Origin of the sequence: Enterococcus sp. AZ103 (genome assembly GCF_051714685.1) — a bacterium.
Lineage (GTDB): Bacteria > Bacillota > Bacilli > Lactobacillales > Enterococcaceae > Enterococcus_A > Enterococcus_A alishanensis.
Genome location: NZ_JBIOSI010000001.1, coordinates 300450 through 325155, shown reverse-complemented (window position 1 = coordinate 325155; position 24706 = coordinate 300450). Strand labels below are relative to the sequence as shown.

General features: G+C 37.1%; 21 protein-coding genes. 18 read left to right on the top strand and 3 right to left on the bottom strand.

Annotated elements, in window-relative coordinates; translation table 11 throughout:
- The first annotated feature begins 16 nt into the window (after positions 1–16).
- Complete coding sequence (locus ID741_RS01570) at positions 17–502, top strand: YtxH domain-containing protein (RefSeq protein WP_218324226.1); 486 nt, start codon at positions 17–19, stop codon at positions 500–502.
- 89 nt (positions 503–591) lie between these two features.
- Here ID741_RS01570 and ID741_RS01565 read toward each other — a convergent pair whose 3' ends face one another.
- Positions 592–1692, bottom strand: a complete 1101-nt coding sequence (locus tag ID741_RS01565; protein WP_218324227.1) for a M24 family metallopeptidase — start codon at positions 1690–1692, stop codon at positions 592–594.
- Positions 1693–1891: 199 nt separating this feature from the next.
- Here ID741_RS01565 and ccpA point away from each other — a divergent pair, with 199 nt between their 5' ends.
- The 3 genes from ccpA to ID741_RS01550 all read left to right on the top strand — a co-directional run bounded on the left by ccpA (position 1892) and on the right by ID741_RS01550 (position 4679).
- On the top strand, positions 1892–2893 hold the full coding sequence (ccpA, locus tag ID741_RS01560; protein WP_438718854.1) for a catabolite control protein A: 1002 nt from the start codon (positions 1892–1894) through the stop codon (positions 2891–2893).
- Positions 2894–2948: 55 nt separating this feature from the next.
- Positions 2949–3332 carry an MmcQ/YjbR family DNA-binding protein gene (locus ID741_RS01555; RefSeq protein WP_218324229.1) on the top strand — a complete coding sequence of 128 codons (384 nt, stop codon included), beginning with the start codon at positions 2949–2951 and terminating at the stop codon, positions 3330–3332.
- 93 nt (positions 3333–3425) lie between these two features.
- Complete coding sequence (locus ID741_RS01550; protein WP_218324230.1) at positions 3426–4679, top strand: hypothetical protein; 1254 nt, start codon at positions 3426–3428, stop codon at positions 4677–4679.
- 57 nt (positions 4680–4736) lie between these two features.
- Here the strand turns inward: ID741_RS01550 and ID741_RS01545 are convergent, their stop codons facing one another.
- Complete coding sequence (locus ID741_RS01545; RefSeq protein WP_438718853.1) at positions 4737–7085, bottom strand: transglycosylase domain-containing protein; 2349 nt, start codon at positions 7083–7085, stop codon at positions 4737–4739.
- A 190-nt stretch (positions 7086–7275) separates the two neighbouring features.
- Between ID741_RS01545 and tyrS the strand changes: the two genes are divergently transcribed.
- The 14 genes from tyrS to ID741_RS01475 all read left to right on the top strand — a co-directional run bounded on the left by tyrS (position 7276) and on the right by ID741_RS01475 (position 23737).
- The gene (tyrS, locus tag ID741_RS01540; RefSeq protein WP_218324232.1) at positions 7276–8538 is read left to right on the top strand and encodes a tyrosine--tRNA ligase; all 1263 of its coding nucleotides are present in this window, start codon (positions 7276–7278) and stop codon (positions 8536–8538) included.
- A 56-nt stretch (positions 8539–8594) separates the two neighbouring features.
- Complete coding sequence (locus ID741_RS01535; protein ID WP_218324233.1) at positions 8595–9503, top strand: AEC family transporter; 909 nt, start codon at positions 8595–8597, stop codon at positions 9501–9503.
- Positions 9504–9521: 18 nt separating this feature from the next.
- Complete coding sequence (locus ID741_RS01530; RefSeq protein WP_218324234.1) at positions 9522–10409, top strand: deoxyribonuclease IV; 888 nt, start codon at positions 9522–9524, stop codon at positions 10407–10409.
- Between the two features lie 81 nt (positions 10410–10490).
- A complete protein-coding gene (locus ID741_RS01525) occupies positions 10491–10706 on the top strand; it encodes a YneF family protein (RefSeq protein WP_218324235.1) in 216 nt (71 codons plus the stop codon).
- A gap of 125 nt (positions 10707–10831) precedes the next feature.
- Positions 10832–11746: a thioredoxin-disulfide reductase gene (gene trxB, locus ID741_RS01520; protein ID WP_218324236.1), complete on the top strand. Its 915-nt coding sequence runs from the start codon at positions 10832–10834 to the stop codon at positions 11744–11746.
- Between the two features lie 123 nt (positions 11747–11869).
- Complete coding sequence (locus ID741_RS01515; RefSeq protein WP_438718851.1) at positions 11870–13594, top strand: phospho-sugar mutase; 1725 nt, start codon at positions 11870–11872, stop codon at positions 13592–13594.
- A 12-nt stretch (positions 13595–13606) separates the two neighbouring features.
- The gene (locus ID741_RS01510; protein WP_218324238.1) at positions 13607–13894 is read left to right on the top strand and encodes an ArsR/SmtB family transcription factor; all 288 of its coding nucleotides are present in this window, start codon (positions 13607–13609) and stop codon (positions 13892–13894) included.
- A gap of 126 nt (positions 13895–14020) precedes the next feature.
- Positions 14021–15313, top strand: coding sequence for a homoserine dehydrogenase (locus ID741_RS01505; RefSeq protein WP_438718849.1), 1293 nt, complete (start codon positions 14021–14023; stop codon positions 15311–15313).
- Positions 15314–16372, top strand: coding sequence for a threonine synthase (thrC, locus tag ID741_RS01500; RefSeq protein WP_218324240.1), 1059 nt, complete (start codon positions 15314–15316; stop codon positions 16370–16372).
- Positions 16369–17232 (top strand): homoserine kinase, encoded by an 864-nt coding sequence (gene thrB, locus ID741_RS01495; RefSeq protein WP_438718848.1) that lies wholly within the window; start codon positions 16369–16371, stop codon positions 17230–17232. The genes thrC and thrB overlap by 4 nt, the downstream gene beginning before the upstream one ends.
- Positions 17233–17634: 402 nt before the next feature.
- Complete coding sequence (locus ID741_RS01490; protein ID WP_438718846.1) at positions 17635–21387, top strand: WxL domain-containing protein; 3753 nt, start codon at positions 17635–17637, stop codon at positions 21385–21387.
- Between the two features lie 21 nt (positions 21388–21408).
- On the top strand, positions 21409–21768 hold the full coding sequence (locus tag ID741_RS01485) for a hypothetical protein (protein WP_438718845.1): 360 nt from the start codon (positions 21409–21411) through the stop codon (positions 21766–21768).
- 12 nt (positions 21769–21780) lie between these two features.
- Positions 21781–22428: a WxL domain-containing protein gene (locus ID741_RS01480; RefSeq protein WP_438718844.1), complete on the top strand. Its 648-nt coding sequence runs from the start codon at positions 21781–21783 to the stop codon at positions 22426–22428.
- Between the two features lie 163 nt (positions 22429–22591).
- Positions 22592–23737 (top strand): DUF916 and DUF3324 domain-containing protein, encoded by a 1146-nt coding sequence (locus ID741_RS01475; protein ID WP_438718843.1) that lies wholly within the window; start codon positions 22592–22594, stop codon positions 23735–23737.
- Positions 23738–23793: 56 nt separating this feature from the next.
- Here ID741_RS01475 and ID741_RS01470 read toward each other — a convergent pair whose 3' ends face one another.
- Positions 23794–24648: a pyruvate, water dikinase regulatory protein gene (locus ID741_RS01470; RefSeq protein ID WP_218324246.1), complete on the bottom strand. Its 855-nt coding sequence runs from the start codon at positions 24646–24648 to the stop codon at positions 23794–23796.
- Between the last annotated feature and the right edge of the window lie 58 nt (positions 24649–24706).

The window sequence follows — 24706 nt, the reverse complement described above, 5'->3', positions numbered from 1 at the left end:
ATTGGAGGGATTTACTATGGCAAAAAAAGGACATTTTTGGGCAGGTGCGATTCTTGGTGGTGCAGCCGCTGCAGCCGTTGCTCTTTTATTAGCACCAAAATCAGGGCGTGAATTAAGAGATGATTTAGCGAAAAAAGCTGATGATTTTATGGACTTAGCGAGTGATTATACAGATGATTTTGTTTTGAAAACAAATGAATTTGGTGAAGTCGTAAAAGAACAAGCCAGCAATTTAAAAGATAAAGTAAGCGATACTGCTGATGACATGCAAGATGCAGCTGATGACTTATCTGACAGCTTGAAACAACAAAGTGAAGACTTGTCAGATCGTTTTCGCAAAGCGGCTAGTGAAGCAGCAGATACCGCCGATATTGTGATTAATGCAGATGAAATGGAACGAGAAGTTGCTGAAGAAGACGAAGTATTAAGTGATGAAGATCCAGCACCATTAGAAGATTTAAAAGAATTAAAAGAAGATTTGGAAGAAAACAATCCAGAATAATTTTTCTAAAGAAAAAGAGGTCGAGAAAAAATTTCTCAACCTCTTTTTTAGTGCTTGGATTGGTAAACAAACTAGGTCTACCAATTTTTTTAAAGAATGATTAATTCTTTAGAAGTTTGGGTAAATGGAATACAACCATCTTTAGTAACATAAACGCAGTCTTCAATCCGCACGCCGACATCATCAGGTAAATAAATGCCTGGTTCTAGAGAGAAGCACATGCCTTCTTTGATTTCCATATCATTGCCGCCAACAATTGATGGGAATTCATGAATCGTTGTACCAATACCATGACCTAAACGGTGATTAAAGTATTCGCCATAACCAGCGTCTTCAATCACATCGCGGGCAATTTTATCTAATTGTGCGGCAGTAATCCCTGGTTTTACAGCAGCTTGCGCTTTTAATTGTGCTTCTAAAACAAGGTCATAAATTTTCTTAATATGATCGGTTGGTTCGCCACAAGCAACTGTTCTAGTGGCATCGCTACAATAACCGTTAACGATAGTTCCAAGATCAAATAAAACTAATTCATTTTGTTTCACTGTATTTTTACCTGGTGAACCATGAGGATTTGCAGCATTTGCTCCCGCTAAAACTTCAGTTGGGAAGGACATTTGCTTGATCCCTTGTTTTTTCAACTCGTATTCGATTTCGGCTACGATTGATTCTTCCGTTGCACCAGCCTTGACCATCTTAAAACCAATTTCAAAAGCCAAATCAGCACTACGACCAGCTTCGACTAATTTGTCGCATTCTTCTTTAGTTTTATAAAGTTGTAATTGTTGAATCATCGGCGTTAAATCAGCTGAAAAATCAGCATTGCCAAAAGCTTCAACTAAAATTAAATACCGATCTAAAACTAGTTGGCCTTTTTCCAAAGCCACTTTTTTTACATCGCCATAGCGTTTTTTGATCTCTGCGATAATAATCTTCCAAGGGTCTTCACTGTCTAAATATCCTACTACATCAAAGGGCCAGCTACTTGCCTTAGCACTTTCGACTTCTAATCCCGGAGCAAATAAGAAAGGATCTTTTTCCAGCGGAATGAAAAGAGCAAGCACCCGTTCCATCGGATTGCTTTCAAATCCTGAGAAATAGCCAATATGGGCTGGATCTGAAATATAGGCTAAATCAACTTGATTGGCGGCCATCCATTTGCGTAATTCTGAAACTTTTTCTTGATTCATTACATATCCTTCTTTCTGTTAAGCTTAAGGCTATTGTATCACTTGTTCATTTTATTGAAAAACAAAAATGATAAAACGCTTACATTTTTAAAAAGATTCTAGTGTAAAACGGTTGCAATAATCATGACAGCGTGCTATTATCTTTTAGAAATGTAAATGATATTTTCAGAAAACACGAAACAGAACAGGAGAAATATAAATGGAAAAACAAACAATTACAATTTACGACGTTGCTCGTGAAGCCAATGTCTCAATGGCGACCGTCTCTCGGGTCGTAAATGGCAACCCAAATGTAAAACCAACCACTAGAAAAAAAGTTTTAGAGGTGATTGATCGTTTAGATTATCGACCAAATGCCGTTGCGCGTGGTTTAGCAAGTAAAAAAACAACTACAGTCGGCGTCATTATTCCTGATGTGAGCAACATGTTCTTTGCTTCATTAGCACGCGGAATCGATGATATTGCGACCATGTACAAATACAATATTATTTTAGCTAATTCAGATGGCGAAACCCAAAAAGAAGTCAATGTATTAAACAATTTATTAGCAAAACAAGTAGATGGTGTGATTTTCATGGGACACCGTATCACTGATGAAATCAGAGCTGAATTTTCTCGCTCAAAAACACCGATTGTTTTAGCTGGTTCGATTGATCCAGATGTACAAGTAGGTAGTGTTAATATTGATTATCGTCGAGCGACAAAAGAAGCCGTTGATCTTTTAGCAAGTCATGGCAATGAAAAAATCGCTTTTGTCAGTGGCGCTTTAATTGATCCAATTAACGGACAAGACCGGATGAGTGGCTATAAAGAAGCTTTAGAAAACCACAAATTAAAATACAGCGAAGGTTTAATTTTTGAAGCGCCATACAGCTTTAAAGAAGGTTTAGCTTTAACAGACCGTATTTTAAACAGTGGTGCAACAGCGGCATATTTAACCGATGATGAATTAGCGATTGGCTTATTAGATGGTTTAATCGACAAAGGTATTAAAGTCCCAGAAGAATTTGAAATTGTGACTTCGAACGATTCATTATTAACTGACGTGGCTCGCCCTCGTTTAACTAGTGTGACTCAACCACTTTATGATATCGGTGCGGTTGCTATGCGTTTATTAACTAAAATGATGAATAAAGAAGATTTAGAAGAAAAAACAATTATCTTACCTCACAGTATTTATGAAAAAGGTTCAACAAAATAAAAATTTTAGACCGGTTCTTTTTGAATCGGTCTTTTTTTAGATAAGGAGAATAAAGATGGACAACATATCTATTCAAAAAAGAATTGATCATTTTCAAGCTTACGGCAATCAGCTAAAAGGAGCGAAGGTTTATTTTCGAGAAGATTGGGGTACCATTTATTTTGATTTATTAGGAAAACAGTTTGGTATGATGAGTCCTGAAGCAAGTCCTGAAGCATTGATTACCTTAAAAAACTTACCTGAAAAAAATGAAGAATTGCGGGAACTTTATCCTGGAATGATTATTCCTGGCTATTACGCTAATAAAAAACATTGGAATTCAATCAAGTTAGCTGTGGAAGAGATAAGCGATTCTGAAATCGAAGCAATGATCGCCCGTTCTTATGATTTGGTGTTAAAGAAATTAACAAAGAAACAACAAGCAGAGATTTTGGAATAAATAATTAATCTTTTTAAAACAAATATTGTATAATTATAATGGTAGCGCTTAATCAGCTACGGCTTATCTAAAATTTATAAAGGAGATGAGAGAATGAACAAGGGTTTTAAGAAGTTATTATGGTTGGTTTTACCGGTTTTTTTAGGAATATTTGCGATTAGTTTAACGAATCAAGCAGATGCTGCCAGTAGTGGACAACAAAATATTTATCGTTTGTACAATCCTAACAGTGGCGAACATTTCTATACTTCAAACACGAGTGAAAGATGGGGATTAGTTCGAGCGGGCTGGCATAATGAAGGAATCGGCTGGGTAGCACCAGAAAAAAGTGATTCCCCGGTTTACCGTTTGTATAATCAGAATGCAGGGGATCATCATTATACGTTGAGCGCCAGTGAACGAGATGGTTTAGTTAACGCAGGCTGGAAAGCTGAAGGAGTCAATTGGTATTCTGATGATGCGAAAACAGCCCCCGTTTATCGGGCTTATAATCCTAATGCAGTAGCAGGATCTCATAACTATACAACTAGCAGCAGTGAACAAAATCATATTGTCTCGGTTGGTTGGAAAGATGAAGGTCATGGTTGGTATGCAATCAGTGCCACAGGAAGTGAACCTTCTGTACCAATCACACAAGATGATGGATATGTTTCCATTGAAGCGGTTATGAATTTGTCTGGTACCGGCGGTTATCATTCTAAAGTGATGATTAATTCAAAAGGTGGCGGGACAGTAGCTTCATTTGGGATTCAAGTTGATCCAGATAATGCTCGTTTTCCCAATCAGCCAGCCTATTTGTTGGAAAATATAAAAAGTAATGCAGCTGAAGCCGGTCCTGTAGGAAAAGAATATTTATTTATTCAACAAGCAGCTTTAAATCAAGATATTAAAGTTCGTTTGTCATGGTATCCAGATCAAACTTTGAAAGGCTATGTCAATGATGTTCAAATAGTTGAAACTAAAGCCAATTTAACTGGACCATTTACCTTTGGTGCAGAAGCTAGTGTTAGAAAACGTGATGAAAGTGTTGACGCCTATTTGAAAGATGTCACAGTCAAGGCAGGTAATCCGAATGACGTTAATCATTTAGGTATTATCAAAGCAGCTAAAGACGGCTGGAACAATGATGATTTTAATTTCTTTGGTTTACGAGCTGATTTGATTAAAGAAGGGACAGTTCATAATAGTAATGACGCCTTTACGACAAATGACGCAAAATTATACAAACCAAGTTTCAGAATTCATGGAACTGCCAATATCGCACCAGGCTATGATTGGGATACTTCTTTCCAATTGCCAGGTGGACATCCATTATCAGGTTTAGCAATGGTTGCGCAGAAACAATAAAAAAAGCTGGGGAGTAAGGTTTGAAATGACCTTACTTCCCAGTTTTTTTGCTTATTTTTATTCATCATCATCTTCATCGTCAGAGGAATTGTTACCTTTATTGTCCCAATAATTTTTATAATTGGCATTGGTGCCGCCAATCCCAAATTTATAAGTATTGTCTGCGGGACCACCAGTTGCCCAAAGGGAGGTAGTGTCACCGCCGGGAACAGAAATATTTTTCCCTTCAAAGGCAACTTTACCTTCTTTCAAACCAGTAAATTCACTGACTTTCTCTTTTTTAACACTGTCATCTAATTCAAATTTTTCCTTCGGATCAAATAATGACGGCGCGACAGAGTAAATCTGGTTAGCCAGATAAGCCATATAAGTGGCTGTTCTATTTCCAGTACCATCAGCCATCGCTGAGTTATCATCTTTTCCTGTCCAGCTACCTAAAGTTAATGAAGGAGATGAAACAATTAGCCAATTATCCGCAGAATCATCTGCTGTACCGGTTTTACCCACCCAATCGACGGAAGCCAAAGTATTATTTGTACTATATAAAATAGATTTAAATGGTGTTGTTTCTTGTTCATCAATAACGGAACGCATCATGTCATTCATAATTGAAGCCGTTGCTTTTGAAAATACTTCGGTTCCTTTTGATTCATGTTCATATAAAGTTTTACCATTTGCATTGGTAATCGAATCAATCAGGTAACCTTCTTGATAAACCCCTTCATTGGCTAAGGTTTGGAAGCCGTTGACCTCGGTTAAAGTAGAAACACCGGTCGTTCCTAGGGCCGCAGATTCTAAGCCCCAGCTGCTAGCTTCTGGGAAGTTCATTTTAGATAAATACGTATCGTAGACGTAGCTAGTTGAACCTTTTTGCGTCAATATATCTTGATATAAATGATAGGCTGAAATATTTGAAGATTGTACAATAGCGTCTCGGGCTGTTAAGAAAGTTCTTGTCCCGTTGTTAGTCGCATTTTTTAATCGCTTGCCATTGTTTTTGCCTTCTTGATAAGTCGTTGGATAATCAGAAATACGACTTTCTGAACCAATTAAGCCTTGATCAATTGCTGGTCCGTAAACTAATAAAGGTTTGATGGAAGAAGCAGCTTGACGAGAAGTATCGAAAGCATGATTTAGTTGATTAGTGCTATAATCCCGACTGCCAATAAAGCCATAGATTTTTCCGGTTTTATTATCCATCAAAACTGAGCCAGTCTCGACAGTGACTCCTGAGCCATCATCTAAATAAGAACCGTAAGAAGTAACACTTTGTTGCATCGCATCATAAATATTTCGGTTAATCGTGGAATTAATGGTTAAACCTTGATTTTGAATACTTAAAGTTGCTTGTTCAACATAGCGATTGCTGACAGATTCATTTTCAAAATCAGCATCACTGACGCCATCTTTTTTAGCTGCTTCTTTTGCCAATAAGTTAATTGCTTCATTATAGACGGTGTAATATAAGAAGCCATGTTCATCAACAGTTAATTCTCCTTGTGGCAAGAAATCATTGGAGATGTCATAATTCACAGCTTTTTCATAGCGGTCTTTACTAATCGCACCTTCGCGATACATATTGAATAAGACATTTCTTTGTCGCTCGATACCCAATGAATAGTCATCTTTTAGTTCACCGGTATTGGTGTAGGGACTGTATACGATTGGACTTTGAGGCAGGCCAGCAATAAAAGCAGATTGGGCTAACGATAAATCTTTGGCATCGACACCAAAAATTCCTTGGGCAGCCTCTTCTACGCCAGCAATATTTTGTCCTTTATTATTACGACCAAATGGAGAAATGTTTAGGTAAGCCGTTAAGATTTCATCTTTGCTTAAATATTTTTCAACATCCATGGCTAATAAAATTTCATTGGCTTTTCGTTTAAAAGATGTTTCGCTGGTTAACACTTGCTGTTTTACTAACTGTTGTGTCAAAGTTGAGCCACCAGACCCTGAGCCTAGACCAGTAACTTCACCTAATAGTGCACGAATAACTGCTTTTGGAACGACTCCTTTATGCTTGTAAAAGTATTCATCTTCAGTCGCTACAATGGCTTTCTTGACCCATGGAGAAATTTCGTCTCCGTCGACTTTTTGCCGGATAGGATCAGTATTTATGGTAGCAATGTTTTGACCGTCATCATATTTTAAAAGAGAGCCTTCATTTACATTCGAGATGTCTTGTCGGACATCGGTCTTGGTTAATGAGGAGGTGCCTTCGACTAAATTAGCGAAATAACCGACGCCAATTCCCAAAGCCAGCATGCCAGCTAAGAAAAGGACGGTAGTAAAACCTAGCAGCAAAGATTTCACAACGCTTATCGATACGTTAAGAAAAAAACTGCCACCTAATCTTTGCGGATTTTTCTTTTTTATCTTTTTTGGATTTTTCTTTGAAACCAAAGATTTCACCTCGTTAAATTCATTTCAATCACCAGTGAATTATAGCAAAGTCTTTACATGTTTCACAAGCGCTTGACAGTTTTGTAACACAAACTTCAAATAAATCCAGTCAAAATGAAATTTTAAGCTTTTATTTGCGTTTTTTTTCAGTTAAGATGGGTGATATACCATATTTTAGGAGGAAAATGAGATGCATTCGGACTTTTTTCAAGAATTAAAAAACCGCGGATTAGTCTACCAAGTAACAGACGAAGAAGCTTTAGAAAAACAATTAAATGAAGAGTCTGTCAAATTATATATCGGATTTGACCCAACGGCTGACAGTTTACATATTGGACATTTGTTACCAATTCTAACGTTGCGTCGTTTCCAACAAAATGGTCATGTGCCAATTGCCTTAGTTGGTGGCGGGACAGGCATGATTGGTGATCCATCATTTAAAGATGCGGAACGTCAATTGAACACATTAGACACAGTTAAAAATTGGTCAGAAAGTATTAAAAACCAGCTTTCTGGCATTATTGATTTTGAAAATAAAGAAAACCCCGCGATTGTGGCGAACAACTATACTTGGTTGAGCGAACTTTCAATGATTGACTTTTTACGGGATATTGGTAAAAACTTTACGATTAATTACATGATGAGTAAAGAAAGTGTGAAGCGCCGGATTGAAACGGGGATTTCTTATACTGAATTTGCTTACCAATTGTTACAAGCTTATGATTTCCAACAATTATATGAACGTTACGGTTGTCTATTACAACTAGGTGGTAGCGATCAGTGGGGCAATATTACTTCAGGAATAGAATTAATCCGCCGTGAAAAAGGTGTTCAAGCTTTTGGTATTACGATGCCGTTAATTACTAAAGCAGACGGCACGAAATTTGGTAAAACAGAAGGAAACGCAGTCTGGTTGGATCCAGAAAAAACTTCTCCATATGAATTTTACCAATTTTGGATTAATACTGATGACCGTGATGCTGTGAAATTCTTAAAATATTTCACATTCTTAAGCTTAGCAGAAATTTCTGAGATTGAAGCTGAATTTGCTAAAGCACCAGAACAACGTTTGGCACAGAAACGTTTAGCTGAGGAAGTAGTTACGATCGTTCACGGAAAAGAAGCTTACCAACAAGCGGTTCGTATTTCAGAGGCATTGTTTTCTGGCGATGTGAAAAATCTAGCCGCTGAAGAAATCCAACAAGCCTTTAAAGACGTGCCAAGTTATCAAGTTAAGGGCGAAGATGATTTGAATCTAGTAGAAATCTTAATTACAGCTGGCATTGAAAACTCAAAACGTCAAGCCCGTGAAGATATTACTAATGGTGCCATCTATCTGAATGGGGAACGGATACAAGATACGGCTTACACATTATCTGATGCTGATAAATTAGCTGGTGGCTATACAGTCGTTCGTCGTGGTAAGAAAAAGTATTTTGTTTTAGAATTTTAAAAATGGGGCGAGGCAACAGTCTCGCCTTTTTTGTGTGATTTAGCGAGGAGAAGAAAATGGGTACAATTTTAATTAATTCTTTTGGATTATTTGTAATTATCTTTTTTGGTTTTTTAGTTAAAAGAGTCGGTCTGCTATCAAAAGTAGACGGAGATACTTTATCCAGAATCATCATCAATGTTACCTTACCCGCAGCTGTGCTGGTAAACTTACAAAAATTAACCGTCCATGTCAATTTATTGTTTTTGATATTGGCAGGTTTTTTACTAAATCTATTGATGGTGGTAGTTGGCAATTTATTATCGAAAAAACAAACCACTACTGAACGGGAATTTATCATGTATTGCGGCTCAGGTTACAATATTGGTAATTTTGCTTTGCCTTTTCTGCAAAGTTTTTTGCCACAAGCGATTCCGTTTCTTTCTTTTTTTGATATTGGTAATTCCATTATGCTAGCCGGAGGTACGAATGTTGCTGTTGATAATTTAGTTGGCGATGAAAGAGAAAAACCTAATTTATTTTCGATTGTTAAGCGATTAGGGACGTCGGTTCCTTTTATGTGTTACTTGGTGATGTTCATTCTGCGGAGTTTTTCCATTGATTTACCGGCGAGCTTTTTTCAAATTATGCAACCAATTGCTAACGCCAATGCCTTTTTATCGATGTTTGTGATTGGCTTGTATCTAGAATTACGTCTGCCAAAAAAAGATTTTTCGGTCGTTGTTCGTTTATTAAGTATCAAATATTTTTTCGGAATTATTATTGCGGTGATTTTTTTCTTATTACCTTTGCCTAATTTAGTAAAAGTTGTGTTGTGTCTAGTTTCTGTTGGCCCCATTCCCATGTTTGGTGTTGTGAATAGTGCGAAAGCCGGCATGCCACAAGAAGTAATTGGTTTTAGTTCTAGCTTAAGTTTTTTAATTAGTTTGCCCCTCATGACAGCTATGTTACTATTTATGTTATAAAAGAAATTGGAGGAAATTATGTTAATAGGATCTCATGTTGGAATGAAAGGCAAAGAAATGTTGTTGGGCTCTGCTAAAGAAGCGGCTAGTTATGGTGCCACAACATTTATGATTTATAGTGGCGCGCCGCAAAATACCAAAAGAAAACCAGTTGAAGAGATGAATATTCCTGCTGGTGAAGCTTATATGAAGGAACACGGTCTTAGTAATATTGTGATGCACGCTCCCTACATTATTAATTTAGGGAATACGACCAAACCAGAAATGTTTCCTTTTGCCGTACAATTTTTAAGAGAAGAAATTATGCGTGCAGAAGCCTTAGGTGCGACTCAAATAACTTTACATCCTGGTGCTCACGTAGGTGCAGGTGAAAAAGCTGCGATGGATCAAATTATAAAAGGGTTAAATGAAGTCCTAACCAAAGATCAAAAGGCTCAAATCGCTTTAGAAACAATGGCTGGTAAAGGAACCGAAGTTGGTAAAACTTTTGAAGAATTGGCTTATATGATTGATGGCGTGACATTAAATGAAAAATTGTCAGTCACTTTCGACACTTGTCATACCAATGATGCCGGCTACAATGTCAAGGAAGACTTTGATGGTGTGATGGCGGATTTTGATCGAATTATCGGTTTAGATCGTTTAAAAGTCTTACACATTAATGATTCAAAAAATCCGATTGGTGCTCACAAAGATCGTCATGCCAATATTGGTCACGGCACAATCGGTTTTGAAGCACTTAATAAAATTGTCCATGATGAACGTTTTAGCCATGTCTCAAAAATTTTGGAAACACCTTATGTTGGTCCAGATAAAAAGACTGCTTATGCACCATATGGCAAAGAGATTGCGATGTTCAGAGCAGGTACTTTTGATCCAACTGCTTTTCCTGAATTAGAAGCATAGAAGTTTTAAAAAATAAACTTTTCTTTTACAGAGAAGTCTAGTAAAATATGATGGGAATGTTACCAGAAAGGAGCGGTGAACATGAGTGTCGGGATGATCGTATTATTTATTGTGATCGGAATTGCCATTGGGGCAGTCGGCGGGTTCTTCTTAGCTCGTAAATATATGATGGATTATTTCAAAAAAAATCCACCAATTAACGAAGATATGCTACGTCAAATGATGATGTCTATGGGCCAAAAACCATCTGAGAAAAAGATTCGTCAAATGATGCAACAAATGAAAAATCAACAATAAGGATTCATGAGAGCAATCTTAAGAGGTTGCTCTTTTTTATCGTTAACTTACTAATCTTTAGTAAGCAAATTAATCGACAGAAAATGATTATGGATGTATTGTAAGAACAAACGGAGGGAAAACAAATGTATGATGTAATCGTAATCGGTGCCGGTCCTGCAGGGATGACCGCTGCCTTATATGCTTCCCGTTCTAATTTGAAAGTATTATTGTTGGAACGTGGTGCCCCTGGCGGACAAATGAATAATACAGCTGAAGTGGAAAATTATCCTGGTTTCGAATCAATCATGGGACCAGAATTATCACAAAAAATGTTTGACAGCGTCGAAAAATTTGGGACAGAAAATGCTTATGGCATTGTGCAAGATATTAAAGATTTAGGCACACATAAAGAAGTCATTACTGAAGACCAAACCTTCGAAGCGAAAACAGTTGTCATTGCAACTGGATGTAACCATCGTAAACTAGGTGTGCCAGGTGAAGAAGAATATGCTGGTCGCGGTGTCTCTTATTGTGCCGTGTGTGACGGTGCCTTTTTCCGTAACAAACGATTAATCGTTGTTGGTGGTGGTGATTCTGCAGTTGAAGAAGCGATTTATTTAACTAATTTTGCTGCTGAAGTAGTTGTTGTTCATCGTCGTGACCAATTACGGGCGCAAAAAATTATTCAAGACCGCGCTTTTGCCAATGAAAAAATGTCTTTCATTTGGGATAGTGTTGTTGAAGAAATTCATGGTAATGATATGGCTGTTACAGGAGTCCAAATTAAAAATCTAAAAACTGGCGAAGTGACTGAAGAAGCAGCTGGTGGAATCTTTATTTATGTTGGTTTAGAACCATTAACTGAACCATTTATCAATAGTGGTATTACCAATCCAGCAGGCTGGGTAGAAACCGATACTGAAATGAAAACAAGTATTCCTGGTGTCTTTGCTATTGGTGATGTGCGTAACAAAGATTTGCGTCAAATTACAACTGCTGTTGGTGAAGGCGGTATTGCTGGTCAACAAGTCTATAAATATATTGAAGAAAATGCCTAATAATCTAAAGCAAGATGAACTTTTTTGAGTTTTTCTTGCTTTTTTTTGCTGGACTTTGGCTTTGCGTAGAATAACGACAATGGTATACTTATTAAGAATAAAAATTAAAAAGAGGTGCAAGATATGTCTTGGGAAAAAGTTTACGAACAATGGGCCGATTCTGATAAATTAGATGATACCTTAAAAAAACAATTGGCAGATTTAGCGAACGATCAGGCAATGAAAAAAGACGCTTTTTATAAACCTTTAGAATTTGGAACTGCCGGAATGCGGGGAATTATTGGACCTGGTATTAATCGGATGAATATTTTTACGGTACGACAAGCAACAGAAGGCTTAGCACGTTTCATGGATACACAAGATTTGGCAACTAAAAAACGCGGGGTAGCAATCGCCTACGATTCTCGTCACATGTCACCAGAATTTGCAATGGAGGCAGCAAAAACATTAGCTAAACATGATATTCCATCTTTTGTTTTTGAAAGCTTACGGCCAACACCAGAATTGTCATACGCGGTTCGTTCTGAAGAAGCTTTTGCGGGGATTATGATTACTGCATCCCACAACCCTGCCGCTTATAACGGCTACAAAATCTACGGCGAAGATGGTGGTCAAATGCCACCTGAGCACGCGGATGCTTTAACAGCTTTTGTGCGCCAAGTAGAAAATCCTTTGGAAGTTGAAATTCTATCTGAAGAAGCAGCGAAACAGGCTGATTTAATCCATATCATCGGTGAAGAAATCGACACCGCTTATTTAAAAGAAATGAAAACTGTCACGATCAATCAAGAGCTAATCAATGAAATGGGCGAAGAACTAAAATTAGTTTATACGCCATTACACGGTACTGGTGGCATGTTAGGTGAAAAAGCGTTACAACAAGCTGGCTTTAAATCTTATATGCTAGTGCCAGAACAAGCGATTGCTGATCCAGATTTCTCGACTGTGAAGTCACCAAATCCAGAAGAGCCAGGCGCTTTTGAATACGCTATGAAGTTGGGCGAAAAAGAAGATGCTGATTTATTGATTGCCACCGATCCAGATGCCGATCGATTAGGTGCGGCAGTTCGTTTACCAGATGGCAGTTATCAAGTGTTAACTGGAAATCAAATTGGCGCATTATTGATTCGCTATATATTACAAGCTCATCAAGATGCAGGAACCTTACCTAAAAATGCCGCTGTTTTAAAATCAATTGTTTCTAGTGAACTACCGACTACAATCGCTAAAAGCTACGGCGCAGAAATGATTAGTGTCTTAACTGGTTTCAAATTTATCGCTGAAAAAATTCAACAATATGAAGATGATGGTTCTCATACCTTTATGTTTGGCTTTGAAGAAAGCTATGGCTATTTGATCAAACCATTCGTACGGGATAAAGATGCGATTCAAGCATTGATTTTATTAGCAGAAGTAGCAGCTTATTATAAAAAAGCTGGTAAGACTTTATATGATGGTTTACAAGATATCTTAGCTGAATATGGTTATTTTGCTGAAAAAACAATTTCTATTACTTTGGATGGGGAAGCTGGAGCTGCAAAAATCGAAGAAATTTTAGGTGATTTACGCCAAGAAGCGCCTAAAGATTTTGCTGGTATAAATGTTGTCTTAACCGAAGATTTCTTAAAAAGAGAAACAACAGACGAAAGTGGTAAAATAAGTCCGATCGAAATGCCACCATCAAATGTTTTGAAATATGTTTTAGCAGATGAAACTTGGATCGCCATCCGTCCTTCAGGGACAGAACCAAAAATTAAGTTTTATATCGGCGTGAAAGGTGAAAGCCAAGCTGATGCAGTCAATAAGCTTGAAACTTTTGAAACAGCTATTAAACAATTGACTGAATAAAGGAGCTACAAGATGAAGGAACATGAAGAAATTTTAACCGTCAGCCGCTTTTATAAAGTACTAAGTGATCCCACTCGTCTAAAAATATTGATGTTTTTGAAAGATGGCGAACGCAATGTTTCTTCTATTTCAGAAAAATTAGCCATGGAACAAAGTGCAGTCTCTCATCAACTAAAATTATTACGGGATAACCGACTAGTTAAAGCGCGCCGCGATGGTAAAGCCATGCTGTATAGTCTAGATGATCATCATGTCCTAGATATTTTAGATCAAACTTTCCAACATATTTTACATCAATAATTCAACTAGTGATTTCCGATTTTATTTGGAAAATCACTAGTTTTTTTTGTTGGATTTCGCTATACTGAAAGTTAAACATTAGAAAACGATGAAATAAAATTAACATTTTAATGATGGAGGGACATTATGGCAGAACCAATCAAGATTGGCTTACTAGGTATGGGGGTTGTCGGCACAGGCGTCTTAGAGAATTTGGCTGAAAACCAAGAGAAATTAACCAACCAAATCGGGCGCTCCTTAACGGTGACGAAAGCTTTCGTCCGCCCTTCCAAAGAAAAAGAGAAGTTAGCTGAAAAATTTGATTTAACTTTGGTTTATGAGGTTGAAGAAATTTTACAAGACAAGGAAATAGCTATTGTCATTGAGACGATGGGAACCATTGAGCCTGCGAAAGCTTACATTTCGGCTAGTTTAAAAGCTGGCAAGCATGTTGTAACTGCTAATAAAGATCTATTGGCGACACATGGCACCGAATTAATTGAATTAGCAGCAGAAAATCAAGTCAATCTTTATTATGAAGCTAGTGTTGCTGGTGGGATTCCAATTTTACGTACTTTAGCCACTAGTTTTGCTGGAGACAATATTTCAAAAGTTTTAGGAATCGTCAATGGCACCACTAATTTTATGCTGACGAAAATGGTTCAAGAACAACGAACCTATCAAGATACATTGGATGAAGCAACTGCTTTAGGTTTTGCTGAAAGTGATCCTACTAATGATGTTGATGGAATAGATGCGGCTTACAAGATGGTCATTTTAAGTAAATTTGCTTTTGGCATGACGATTACGATGGATCAGATGACGATTCGTGGCATTCGTGGATTATCGGCTGAAGATGTTGCAGTTGCTGGAAAACTAGGCTATGCAGTAAAACTAATCGGTTCAGCAATTAAAATTAACGACAGCATCCATACTGAAGTCGGACCGGTTTTAGTACCGAAAAATCATCCACTGGCAGCTGTTCAAAACGAGTATAATGCTGTTTTTGTAGAAAGTTCCGGTATCGGTGAGTCAATGTATTATGGTCCCGGAGCTGGTGGACGGCCGACTGGCACAAGTATCGTAGCGGACCTTGCAGCAATTGCTCAAGAAATAGAAAACGGTACTACAGGAAGACCATTTAGTCCGTATCAGCAAGAATTAAAATTGACTCCGAAAGATCAAATCATTAATTCTTATTTCTTCTCTTTAGAAATGCCGGATCATTCAGGTCAATTTTTAAAGTTGGCTGAAATTTTTACTAAACTAGATGCTGGATTCGAACAAGTCTCTCAAGCTAAAGGTGATGGTGAAAAAGCTAGAGTAGTGATTATTACTCATCCTATATCAGAAACAACGTATGCCGAAATTCAAAATCAAATCCAATTAAAAACCAAATTCAAATTTATCTCGTCAATGAAAGTTATGGAGGAAAAATAAATGTATCAAGGCCTATTAGAACAATATAAAGCGTATCTACCAATCACTGAAAACACACCAATGATTTCTCTAGCAGAAGGAAATACACCACTGATTCCTTTACCAAATTTATCCAAAGAATTAGGCATTACCTTATATGGAAAGTATGAAGGATTAAATCCAACTGGCTCATTTAAAGATCGTGGGATGGTGATGGCAGTGGCAAAAGCGGTAGAAGATGGCGCCAAAGCAATTATTTGTGCCTCTACTGGAAATACTTCGGCAGCAGCTGCGGCTTATGCGACTAGAGCGGGAATTAAAGCCTATGTGGTGATTCCAGATGGAAAAATTGCCATGGGAAAATTAGCCCAAGCAATTATGTATGGCGCTGACATTATTTCGATTCCAGGTAATTTTGATGAGGCTTTAAAAGCTGTACGTGACATCGCCAAAACTGAAGCAGTGGCACTAGTAAACTCAGTCAATCCTTATCGTTTAGAGGGACAAAAAACTGCTGCCTTTGAAATATGTGAACAATTAGAAAAAGCACCAGATGTTTTAGCGATTCCGGTGGGAAATGCTGGAAATATTTCAGCTTACTGGAAAGGCTTTAAGGAATGGCATGAAGTTAAAGGAACAGCTCTACCAAGAATGCATGGATTTGAAGCAGAAGGTGCAGCTGCGATTGTGCGCAATGAAGTAATTGAACAACCAGAAACAGTCGCGACAGCTATCCGTATCGGAAATCCTGCCAGCTGGAAATTAGCAGAAGCAGCCCGCGACGAATCAAATGGTTTTATCGATGCGGTAACTGATGAAGAAATTTTAAATGCTTATCGAAAAATTGCTGCCCAAGATGGTGTCTTTGTAGAACCAGGTTCAGCAGCTTCTTTAGCTGGTGTCATTCAACATGTTAAAAATGGACGTATTAAACCAGGCGAAACAGTTGTATCGATCTTCACTGGTAATGGCTTAAAAGATCCAGATACTGCAATTAATGAATCAAATGTGAATATTTCAAAAATGAGTGATCTAGAAGATATGCGTAATCATTTACGGGAAGGCGTGGCAAAGCTATGAGAATTCGTGTGCCTGCAACTAGTGCTAATTTAGGACCAGGCTTCGATTCTTGTGGCTTGGCAGTCTCGCTTTATTTAGAGATTGAAGTCGGTGCAGAAAGTTTGGACTGGGAGATTGAACATAATCTTACAGCTGAAATTCCCACTAATAAAAAAAATTTATTGATTCAAACAGCATTAAGATTGGCACCAAATTTAACGCCTCATAAGATAAAAATGATTTCTAATATTCCAGTTGCTAGAGGATTAGGTTCCAGTTCTTCGGTGATTGTTGCAGGAATTGAGTTGGCGAATCGATTGGGTAATTTAGGTTTAACACAAGAAAGAAAAATAGAGATAGCAACAAAAATCGAAGGCCATCCTGACAATGTTGCGCCAGCAATTTGCGGAGGATTTGTGGTTGCTAGCTATATTGATGAAAAAGTCAGCTATGTGAAGCATCATTTTCCTGACTGTGATATAATCGCGGTGATTCCTGAAACGCAATTGCTGACTAGCAGCAGCCGCGGCGTTCTACCTGAAGAAATGCTTTATGGTGAAGCAGTAAAAGCCAGCGCTATCAGTAATGTCATGATTGCTGCAATTTTGAATGGCAATTTATCATTAGCGGGAAAAATGATGGAAAAAGATCTATTTCATGAAATTCATCGTAAAGATTTAATTCCAAATTTTGCTGAAGTTCGCAAAACTGCCAAAATAAATGGTGGCTATGGTAGTTTTTTAAGTGGTGCCGGTCCAACTGTATTAATTTTAAGTCCCTATGATAAAACCAAACAAATTGTAAAACAATTAATGAAAATAAAATCAACTAGTAAAATAGAAGTTTTGGCGATTGAACAAGAAGGCGTACAAGTTTTTTAAATAAGATGTATTTCAGCTCTAATAATTAGTAGGGAGACTACTAATTATTAGAGCTTTTTTTGATAAAAATATTTATTATTCGTTTTTTAGATATAAAATAAAATTAAATAATTATAAAATAAAAAAGCTGGTATAAATATCACTTGAATAAATAAAAAATATCCATTTTTAAAAATAAAAAAGCAAATATAATTATAAAATAAGTTATTTTTGGAAAAAAATTGACTTTTTATTGTTAATTAAATAGAATGATTGTAAGGATATTATAATTATTTTTGAATAAACATTTAATATAACGCGTTTTTTATATACATATTTTTAAATATTTATTTATATAAAGTTATTTTTAACACTTGATTTTAGTTAGTAACAAGTGAAAAAGAAAAAGGGGGTGTGTAATCTTTGAAGGGGCATTTTGGGAAAAGGAAAGTAAAACACACAAAAAAATTGAAACTATTGGTAACGATTTGTTTGATATCTAGTACACTCGCACCAATTTTTCCTGGACTTACTTTTATTGAGGCAAAAGCAGCTGTCGGAGAATCTTTACTGCAAACAATCAGAAGTAACATTGTAGAAAATGAATTACCAAGCATTACAAAATCAAATGAAACAGTCAAAGAAAAAGAACCAGCAAGGGGAGTCACTTCTTTAGTACCAGAAAATGTGGAACCTGAAAAAAAAGTTGATAGTTCCGCTGATCTGACTCAGGCGGCGGAGAGTAAAATCACGATTGTTGATACAGGGATAATTTTAAAAAATGATGGGACATATATTCTAACAGATTCGCCAGAAATGTATTATGAAGATCCATCGCAATTTCCTATATCCGGAGAAATCAAAGGAGAGGGAGAATATGATGAAAACACAATTATCGAATTTACGAATAGCAACTCATACTTAGAAAATAGGATTTATTCTGAGCCACGAACAGGTGATGGAAATAATAAAGTGCAACAAATTATCAGAACTGAAGGAACACAAAGTAATTTAACTATTTGTCGAAACTCAACACTAGATGTAACGACAACTTTAGATTATGGCATTTATGTGGACCACTTAAATATTGGTGAACCAACGGAACTTGTTAGATTGCCTGTAACTTTAAACGTTAATGCTAATCAGATTGGTATATATACACCTGCAGGAATTACGAATTATACAGGGAGTGCTACAGCAAGGGCTACTAAAGCAGGAATTAGTGTTGTGGATGAACTGGCGCCTGATCGGGAAGAATATGTAGAAGTTAACACATTTGTAGAAAATATGGATTTGGGTGCATTTGGCGAGGCGCAGCCATCTTATGAGGGTCGTTTTGATACAAGTATGACTGCCACAGCAACTGATCCTGATAGTACAGGTGCATTATTAAAATTTGTGAATTTAAAAGGTGCTACTTTAAATGCCACTGGAGAAAAATACGGTCTTTTTGATGGTGGTATAACAGTTTTAGATACAGCAAATGACGAGTACGCATCACCATCTCCTACTTACATTTCCAATATTTCAGGAACAAGTACTGATGGGATTGGCTTTTTTTCGTTTATGGATTTTCGGAATGATGCGGGAATAGTTACTGGAAAAACAACTAACGGAATAGGAATTGAGGCATATAATATTACTATGACGGATCAAAATGAGACAGGGAATGCTCCTGAAGTCAACGGCATGACGGGGACTGGTTTTGGTATCTTGACACGAACTTATGATTCTTATAGTGATAGTCTATCTATCGGAAGCATTAATGTGACAAGTGGAAAAATTAACGGTCATACACAGGATGGTACAGGGATTATGTCTAGTATTAGCGGACAGTTATTTAATCTTGCTGATATTGAAGTTTCTGGAACGGCCACAATAGGGCAAGGAATCATTGGTAGTCAACTCACTTTATCTAATCAAGTACAATCAGGTGCACCGAAACTTGATTTTACTGCTACTTCAAATGGTAGTTCTACAGCGACAATGTCAATGGTAAAAAAAATTTTAGCAACTCAAAGTCAAGAGTCTGGCATAAGTCTTGATAAATTTCCAAGTTCAGTAGGAGTAGTTGCTCTTCAAGGATTGGAGGTCGATTCTCAAGGGGGAATGGGCTTTGATACTAATTTTACTGCAACTGCGCCAATTAATGAAGATAATTCTTATGGTGTGTACAGTCCAGAAGGATCTGAATCGGGAGTAAACATCCAAGGAATAAAATATACCAATATTGTAATTGCTGGTGATATCGGTATGCAGACCGGAGCTTTATCTATGGGACGCTCCGATGAAACAAGTGATGCAAGTCCAGTTTTCTCGGTTGATGTAGATGGTCGTACGGCGGGTATCAATGCTCCCCGATTTATAATTTCTTTTAATGGATATAATAGCACTAGCGAAGACATGCAGATAAATATCGAAGCATCTGAAGGAAACGGCATTAACGTACCATATGGATTACAGTGGGATATAATGACATACGATCAAAAATGGCGTTTACCTGTTAATATCACAGCAACTGATACGGGGATTTCTGCACCAGATCCTGCTGCTTCTGGAAGTGCCTCCTATTATCAGTCAGGGATTAATATTATAAATGTTGGTTTAGTGATTGACAATGCTCGTTTGGGTTTTTCTGCGATCAAACAGGAAAATTATAGTTTGCGTGATTCTACAATTAAGATTAATAGTTCTGAGGATGGGCTAGTATTTGATGAAGAAGGCGGAAGTGGTTATGGATATGGATCTATAGACAATACAACCGTGGACATTGATAGTGGTACTTATGGGTGGAAATTAAATCAACTGCCTAATATTAGTTTTTCTAGTTATGTAGAAGGAGGCGCGACAGCAACGGATAGTCAAATTAAAGTTACTGCAGACCAATATCCAATTTGGATTAGTACTAGTGAGGTGGTAAATATCAGTAACGACCCAGGTTACCATGAAGAAACAGGAAATTCTCTAGGAAATACATTTTCTTTTATTGCGACCTCGCGTAACTTAGTACCAGATAAAGCTGATTATCCAGCGCTTTATGTTGAAAACTATAATGTTGATATGGGCGGTAGTGAAGGGGTTCAATTTATTGAAAACTACCAAACAGCCGTCTCACAACCTTTTAACACTACTCCGAGTTCTCCATATAAAACAGTAAGTCCTTTCAATGTTGAAAAATATGGAAACTATCAATGGTCTGCAACGAGAACTGATACAGGTGGAGATGTAGTAATTGATGAAAGTCAGATTGCAAATAATAAACTTTCAACTAACGATACTTCATATACGGAAGCTAAATTAACTGCAAGTCGTGAAAAATATCTTACTGACGAAAGAATCTTTAATGCGGATGTTTCTGGAGATGATAAAAAAATCCTCCATCAAATCAACATGATTGTTCGCCGTGAAGAACAATATAAAGTAACTTATGACGGTAACGGTGCAGATGGTGGAGATGTTCCAACTGATAGTAATCTTTATTCTGAAAATGATTCAGTAAATGTCGCATCACAAGGGAACTTAACGCTAACGGATCACACCTTTGTTGGCTGGTTGAATAGTGCCGATGGTCAGGTTTATCAAAATCCGCAAATTGCTAGCTCACCGACGACTTATAAAATGGGAAAATCAGATGTGACGTTCACTGCACAGTGGCGTTCGAATAGTGTTGTCGAAGAGTTATCTTTAATCGATGGAAAGATACCGAGTCATTTAAACTTTGGCACTCATGAGATTCAATACGACACGGATAAAACTTTTTATGCGACAGATGATGGAACAAATACTGAAAATGGTTCAGCCAACAATTTGACAACCGGTGAAATAGGTATGCTAGATACTCGATTGGGAACGGAAGGCTGGAGTTTAACAGTTAAGCAATTGGCTCAGTTTAAGACAAGTACTAATCAAGAATTATCTTCAGCTGAATTAGGTTTTAAAGTAGGACCATTAGATACAAGTCAAAGTACAGGAGGTATTCCGAGCGGTGTCGATGATGAAGAGATCACTCTAATTCCCGGCAATGCAACAGAATTATTGCGAGCTTCCAATGGACAGGGAAAAGGAACAGTGACACTGCCAATCGAACGCTTCACGTTAAAAATTCCGAAGACGAGTGCAAAACATGTAGGACAAAGCACCACAGAAGTAGAGTGGTTATTGTCAAATGTGCCATAGACAGAGGAGAGGGGAAAAACAATGAAAAAGTGTTTAATTAAATTTTTTTCCAGTCTGTTCTTAAGTATCTTGATACTTTTGAGCATGGCCTCTGCTGGGTATGGGGCACAAACGATAGATAATGAGGGAAATGGTTCAAATGCACAAGTTGGTTTTTATGAAAAATCTGATCCCCCACCTACTGAAAGCTCCACGTCCGAACAAAACAGATCAACTGTACCATCAACCGGTGGGACTAAACCTAATGGTCGTCTACCTCAAACCGGTATGTTGATTAAATGGTCATTGGTGGGTTTGGGAATTGGTGTAGTGATATTTTGTATGATGATTTACCTAACAAAGCTAGTAAAACATTTAATGTTTTATTATAAAAAAAATTAAGGAGAGAAGATTATGAAGAAAAAAGCATTAGGATACGTATTGAGTATTATTGGTTTATCAGCAGTATGTGTTACAGCGGGGTTACAGAGTGTAGAAGCGGTTCAAACAAAAACTACTAAAGGAGAAGTTACTTACACTGACGGGACCTTAGATTTGGATGATAGTGATGCTGCTTTGCCAGATAATTTATTGTTTGGTTCTCATGAAATTCAATATGATGCAGACAAAGTTTACTATGCCACTGATGATGGCACAGATAATGAGAATGGTTCAGCTTCTAATATCACGACAGGTAAAGTTATTGTAACGGATAATCGTAGTAGTGCAACAAATGGTTGGGTTGTAAAAGTTCAACAAGCTGAACAATTTAAATTAGGAACAGATGAGCTAAATGGTGCAGTATTATCAACTTACGGTAATCCTGGAGCATTAACTAATATCACTGGTTCCAATGATTTTGATCCAATTGAAAATAAACTAGAATTAGTACCAGGATCAGATAGAACAGTTTTAAATGCAGTGACTTCTGATAGTGCAAAAGGAACAACTGAACTAGATCTAACTCAGTTTACTTTGGAAGTTCCTAAAGAAGCATCTAAAGCTGTCGGAAAGTATGAATCTACTATCAATTGGACAGTTACAGCAGCTCCAGCTCCATAAGATTATTTAAAAGAATAGCTCAAACATTTTCTTAAAGTTAATGTTTGAGCTTTTTTATAGCAAAGTTAAATGAGAAGTGAGGGAAGAAGATGAAATTCAAAAAGTTAGTTACTGTACTATGTAGTCTTTTTTTTATAACTAGTGCCTTTTTTTCGTGGAGCAAGTGGAAGCAGCAGGTGGACTACGATTTAGTGTGAAACCTAATATTCCAGATAATCAACATAATAAAGAGGTTACTTATTATGATTTAATGATGTCGCCAGGTCAATCACAGGAAATCACCGTTACTTTAAGAAATACTTCAGACAGTGATGTTACAGTAGTTCCTAAAATTAATTCTGCAATGACCAATTCTGGTGGGGTAGTTGAATACTCTAATTTTGAAAATAAAGAACGAATTTACGACGATAGCTTGAAATATAATATAGAAGACATAGTGAAAATAAATGAAGAGACTGTCACTTTAGCGCCAGAAGAAGAGCGAGAATTAGCGATGACGATTACGATGCCTGCGGAAGAATATGATGGTGTAATCGCCGGTGGTATTTATTTAAGTCAACAAGATGATTCTACTAATGAAGAAGAAGCTTCCGGAACAAATATTAAAAATTTATTTGGCTATGAAATTGCCATCTTATTACGAAATAATGAAACAACAGTTACGCCAGAAGTTGTTTTTGACGGCGCTGTAGCCAACCAACAAAATGTAAGAAATGCGATTTCTTTAAAAGTTCGGAATACTTCAGCTACATACATTAATAAGGCTCATTACAAAGCTGAACTTAAGCGAGAAGGATCGGATGAAGTGATCGTTGAAACGGATCAGGAAAATATGCAGTTTGCGCCAAATACTATTTTTGATTTGTTCTTGCCGATGGATGGCCGACGTTTTGAAGCAGGAGATTATGTTTTAACTGGTTCGATTACATCAGGAGAGAATGAATGGCCCATCGAAGAAAGCTTTACTATTACTCGCGAGGAAGCGGATAAGTTTAATGAGGCCGATCCAGATGTGGAACCAGAAGATTACACGATGGTGATTATTTTAGGGGTCTTAGTAGCAATTTTTGCTTTAGCAGCAATTTTCTTAATCCGTAAGAATAAACAACAAAAAGCCAAATTAAAAGCTTTAGAAGAAAGTCAGAATACTCCTGATAGTCTGAAACAAATCACAGAAGAACAATCAGTAGCTAGTAAATCAACTAGCGAAACAAGTAATGAAAACAATGAAGTAGAAAATAAAGTAGCTGATACCTCGTCAGGTGAAAAGTCCGAAGAAACTAAAGCTGATGATGAGCAAAAAGAGTAAACAAAAAAAGCCAGTGAATCGAGAAAAATATCTCAGATTCACTGGCATTATTTTTATCAGGCTTTTTCTTCTTCGGTAAAGAAATAACTGTGATCCTCTAAATCTAGGGCACTCATGATCATTGCTGCGGTTTCTTCGATTGAAAGAGTCGCGACATTGATGATGACACAACCTAGCTTTTGATATAGGTCATTAGCGAAGTCTAGTTCGGCTTGGATCTTAGAAGCGTCTGAGTAGGCTGTCTCGGGGTTTAAACCGTAGGCCCGCATCCGTTCTTTGCGGATACCGATTAAAACTTCTGGATCATTTGTTAAACCGACAATTTTTTTCGGATCAATTTCCCAAAGTTGTTTAGGTATATGAGCTTGTGGAATCAGCGGCAAATTTGCGACTTTTAAGTTTTTATTTGCTAAATACAAACTTAAAGGCGTCTTTGATGTACGAGAAACACCAAGTAAAACGACATCGGCCTCTAAAAAGCCTTTAGGATCTTTTCCATCGTCATATTTTACAGCAAATTCCATTGCCTTGATCCGTTTGAAATAATTTTCATTCAAATGATGTAAGGCACCACGTTCACCAGTGGGATCAACATGTGCTCGGCGAGAAATCTCATCTACCGCAGGATGAAGGACATCTAGCTGGAAAATACCTTCACGTTCACAAAAATCACGGGCAAGCTGTGAAAGATGTGGGTCAATAATGGTATGAAAAACCATACCATCTTCGCTTTTTGCATCATTTAAAGCTTTATTTAACATTTCTTCGGTATTAATAAAAGTACGGCGGAATAAACAAAATTCAGTCGTTGGAAATTGCGCCATAGACGCTTGTGCCAATTTTGAAGCAGTTTCGCCGGCTGAATCTGACAGAATAAAAATTGAAACTAAATCGGGGTTTTGATTCTCCATGTTTGATAACTCCTTGCATTGATAGTAATTTTATTATACCATATTTTTAATCAGAATG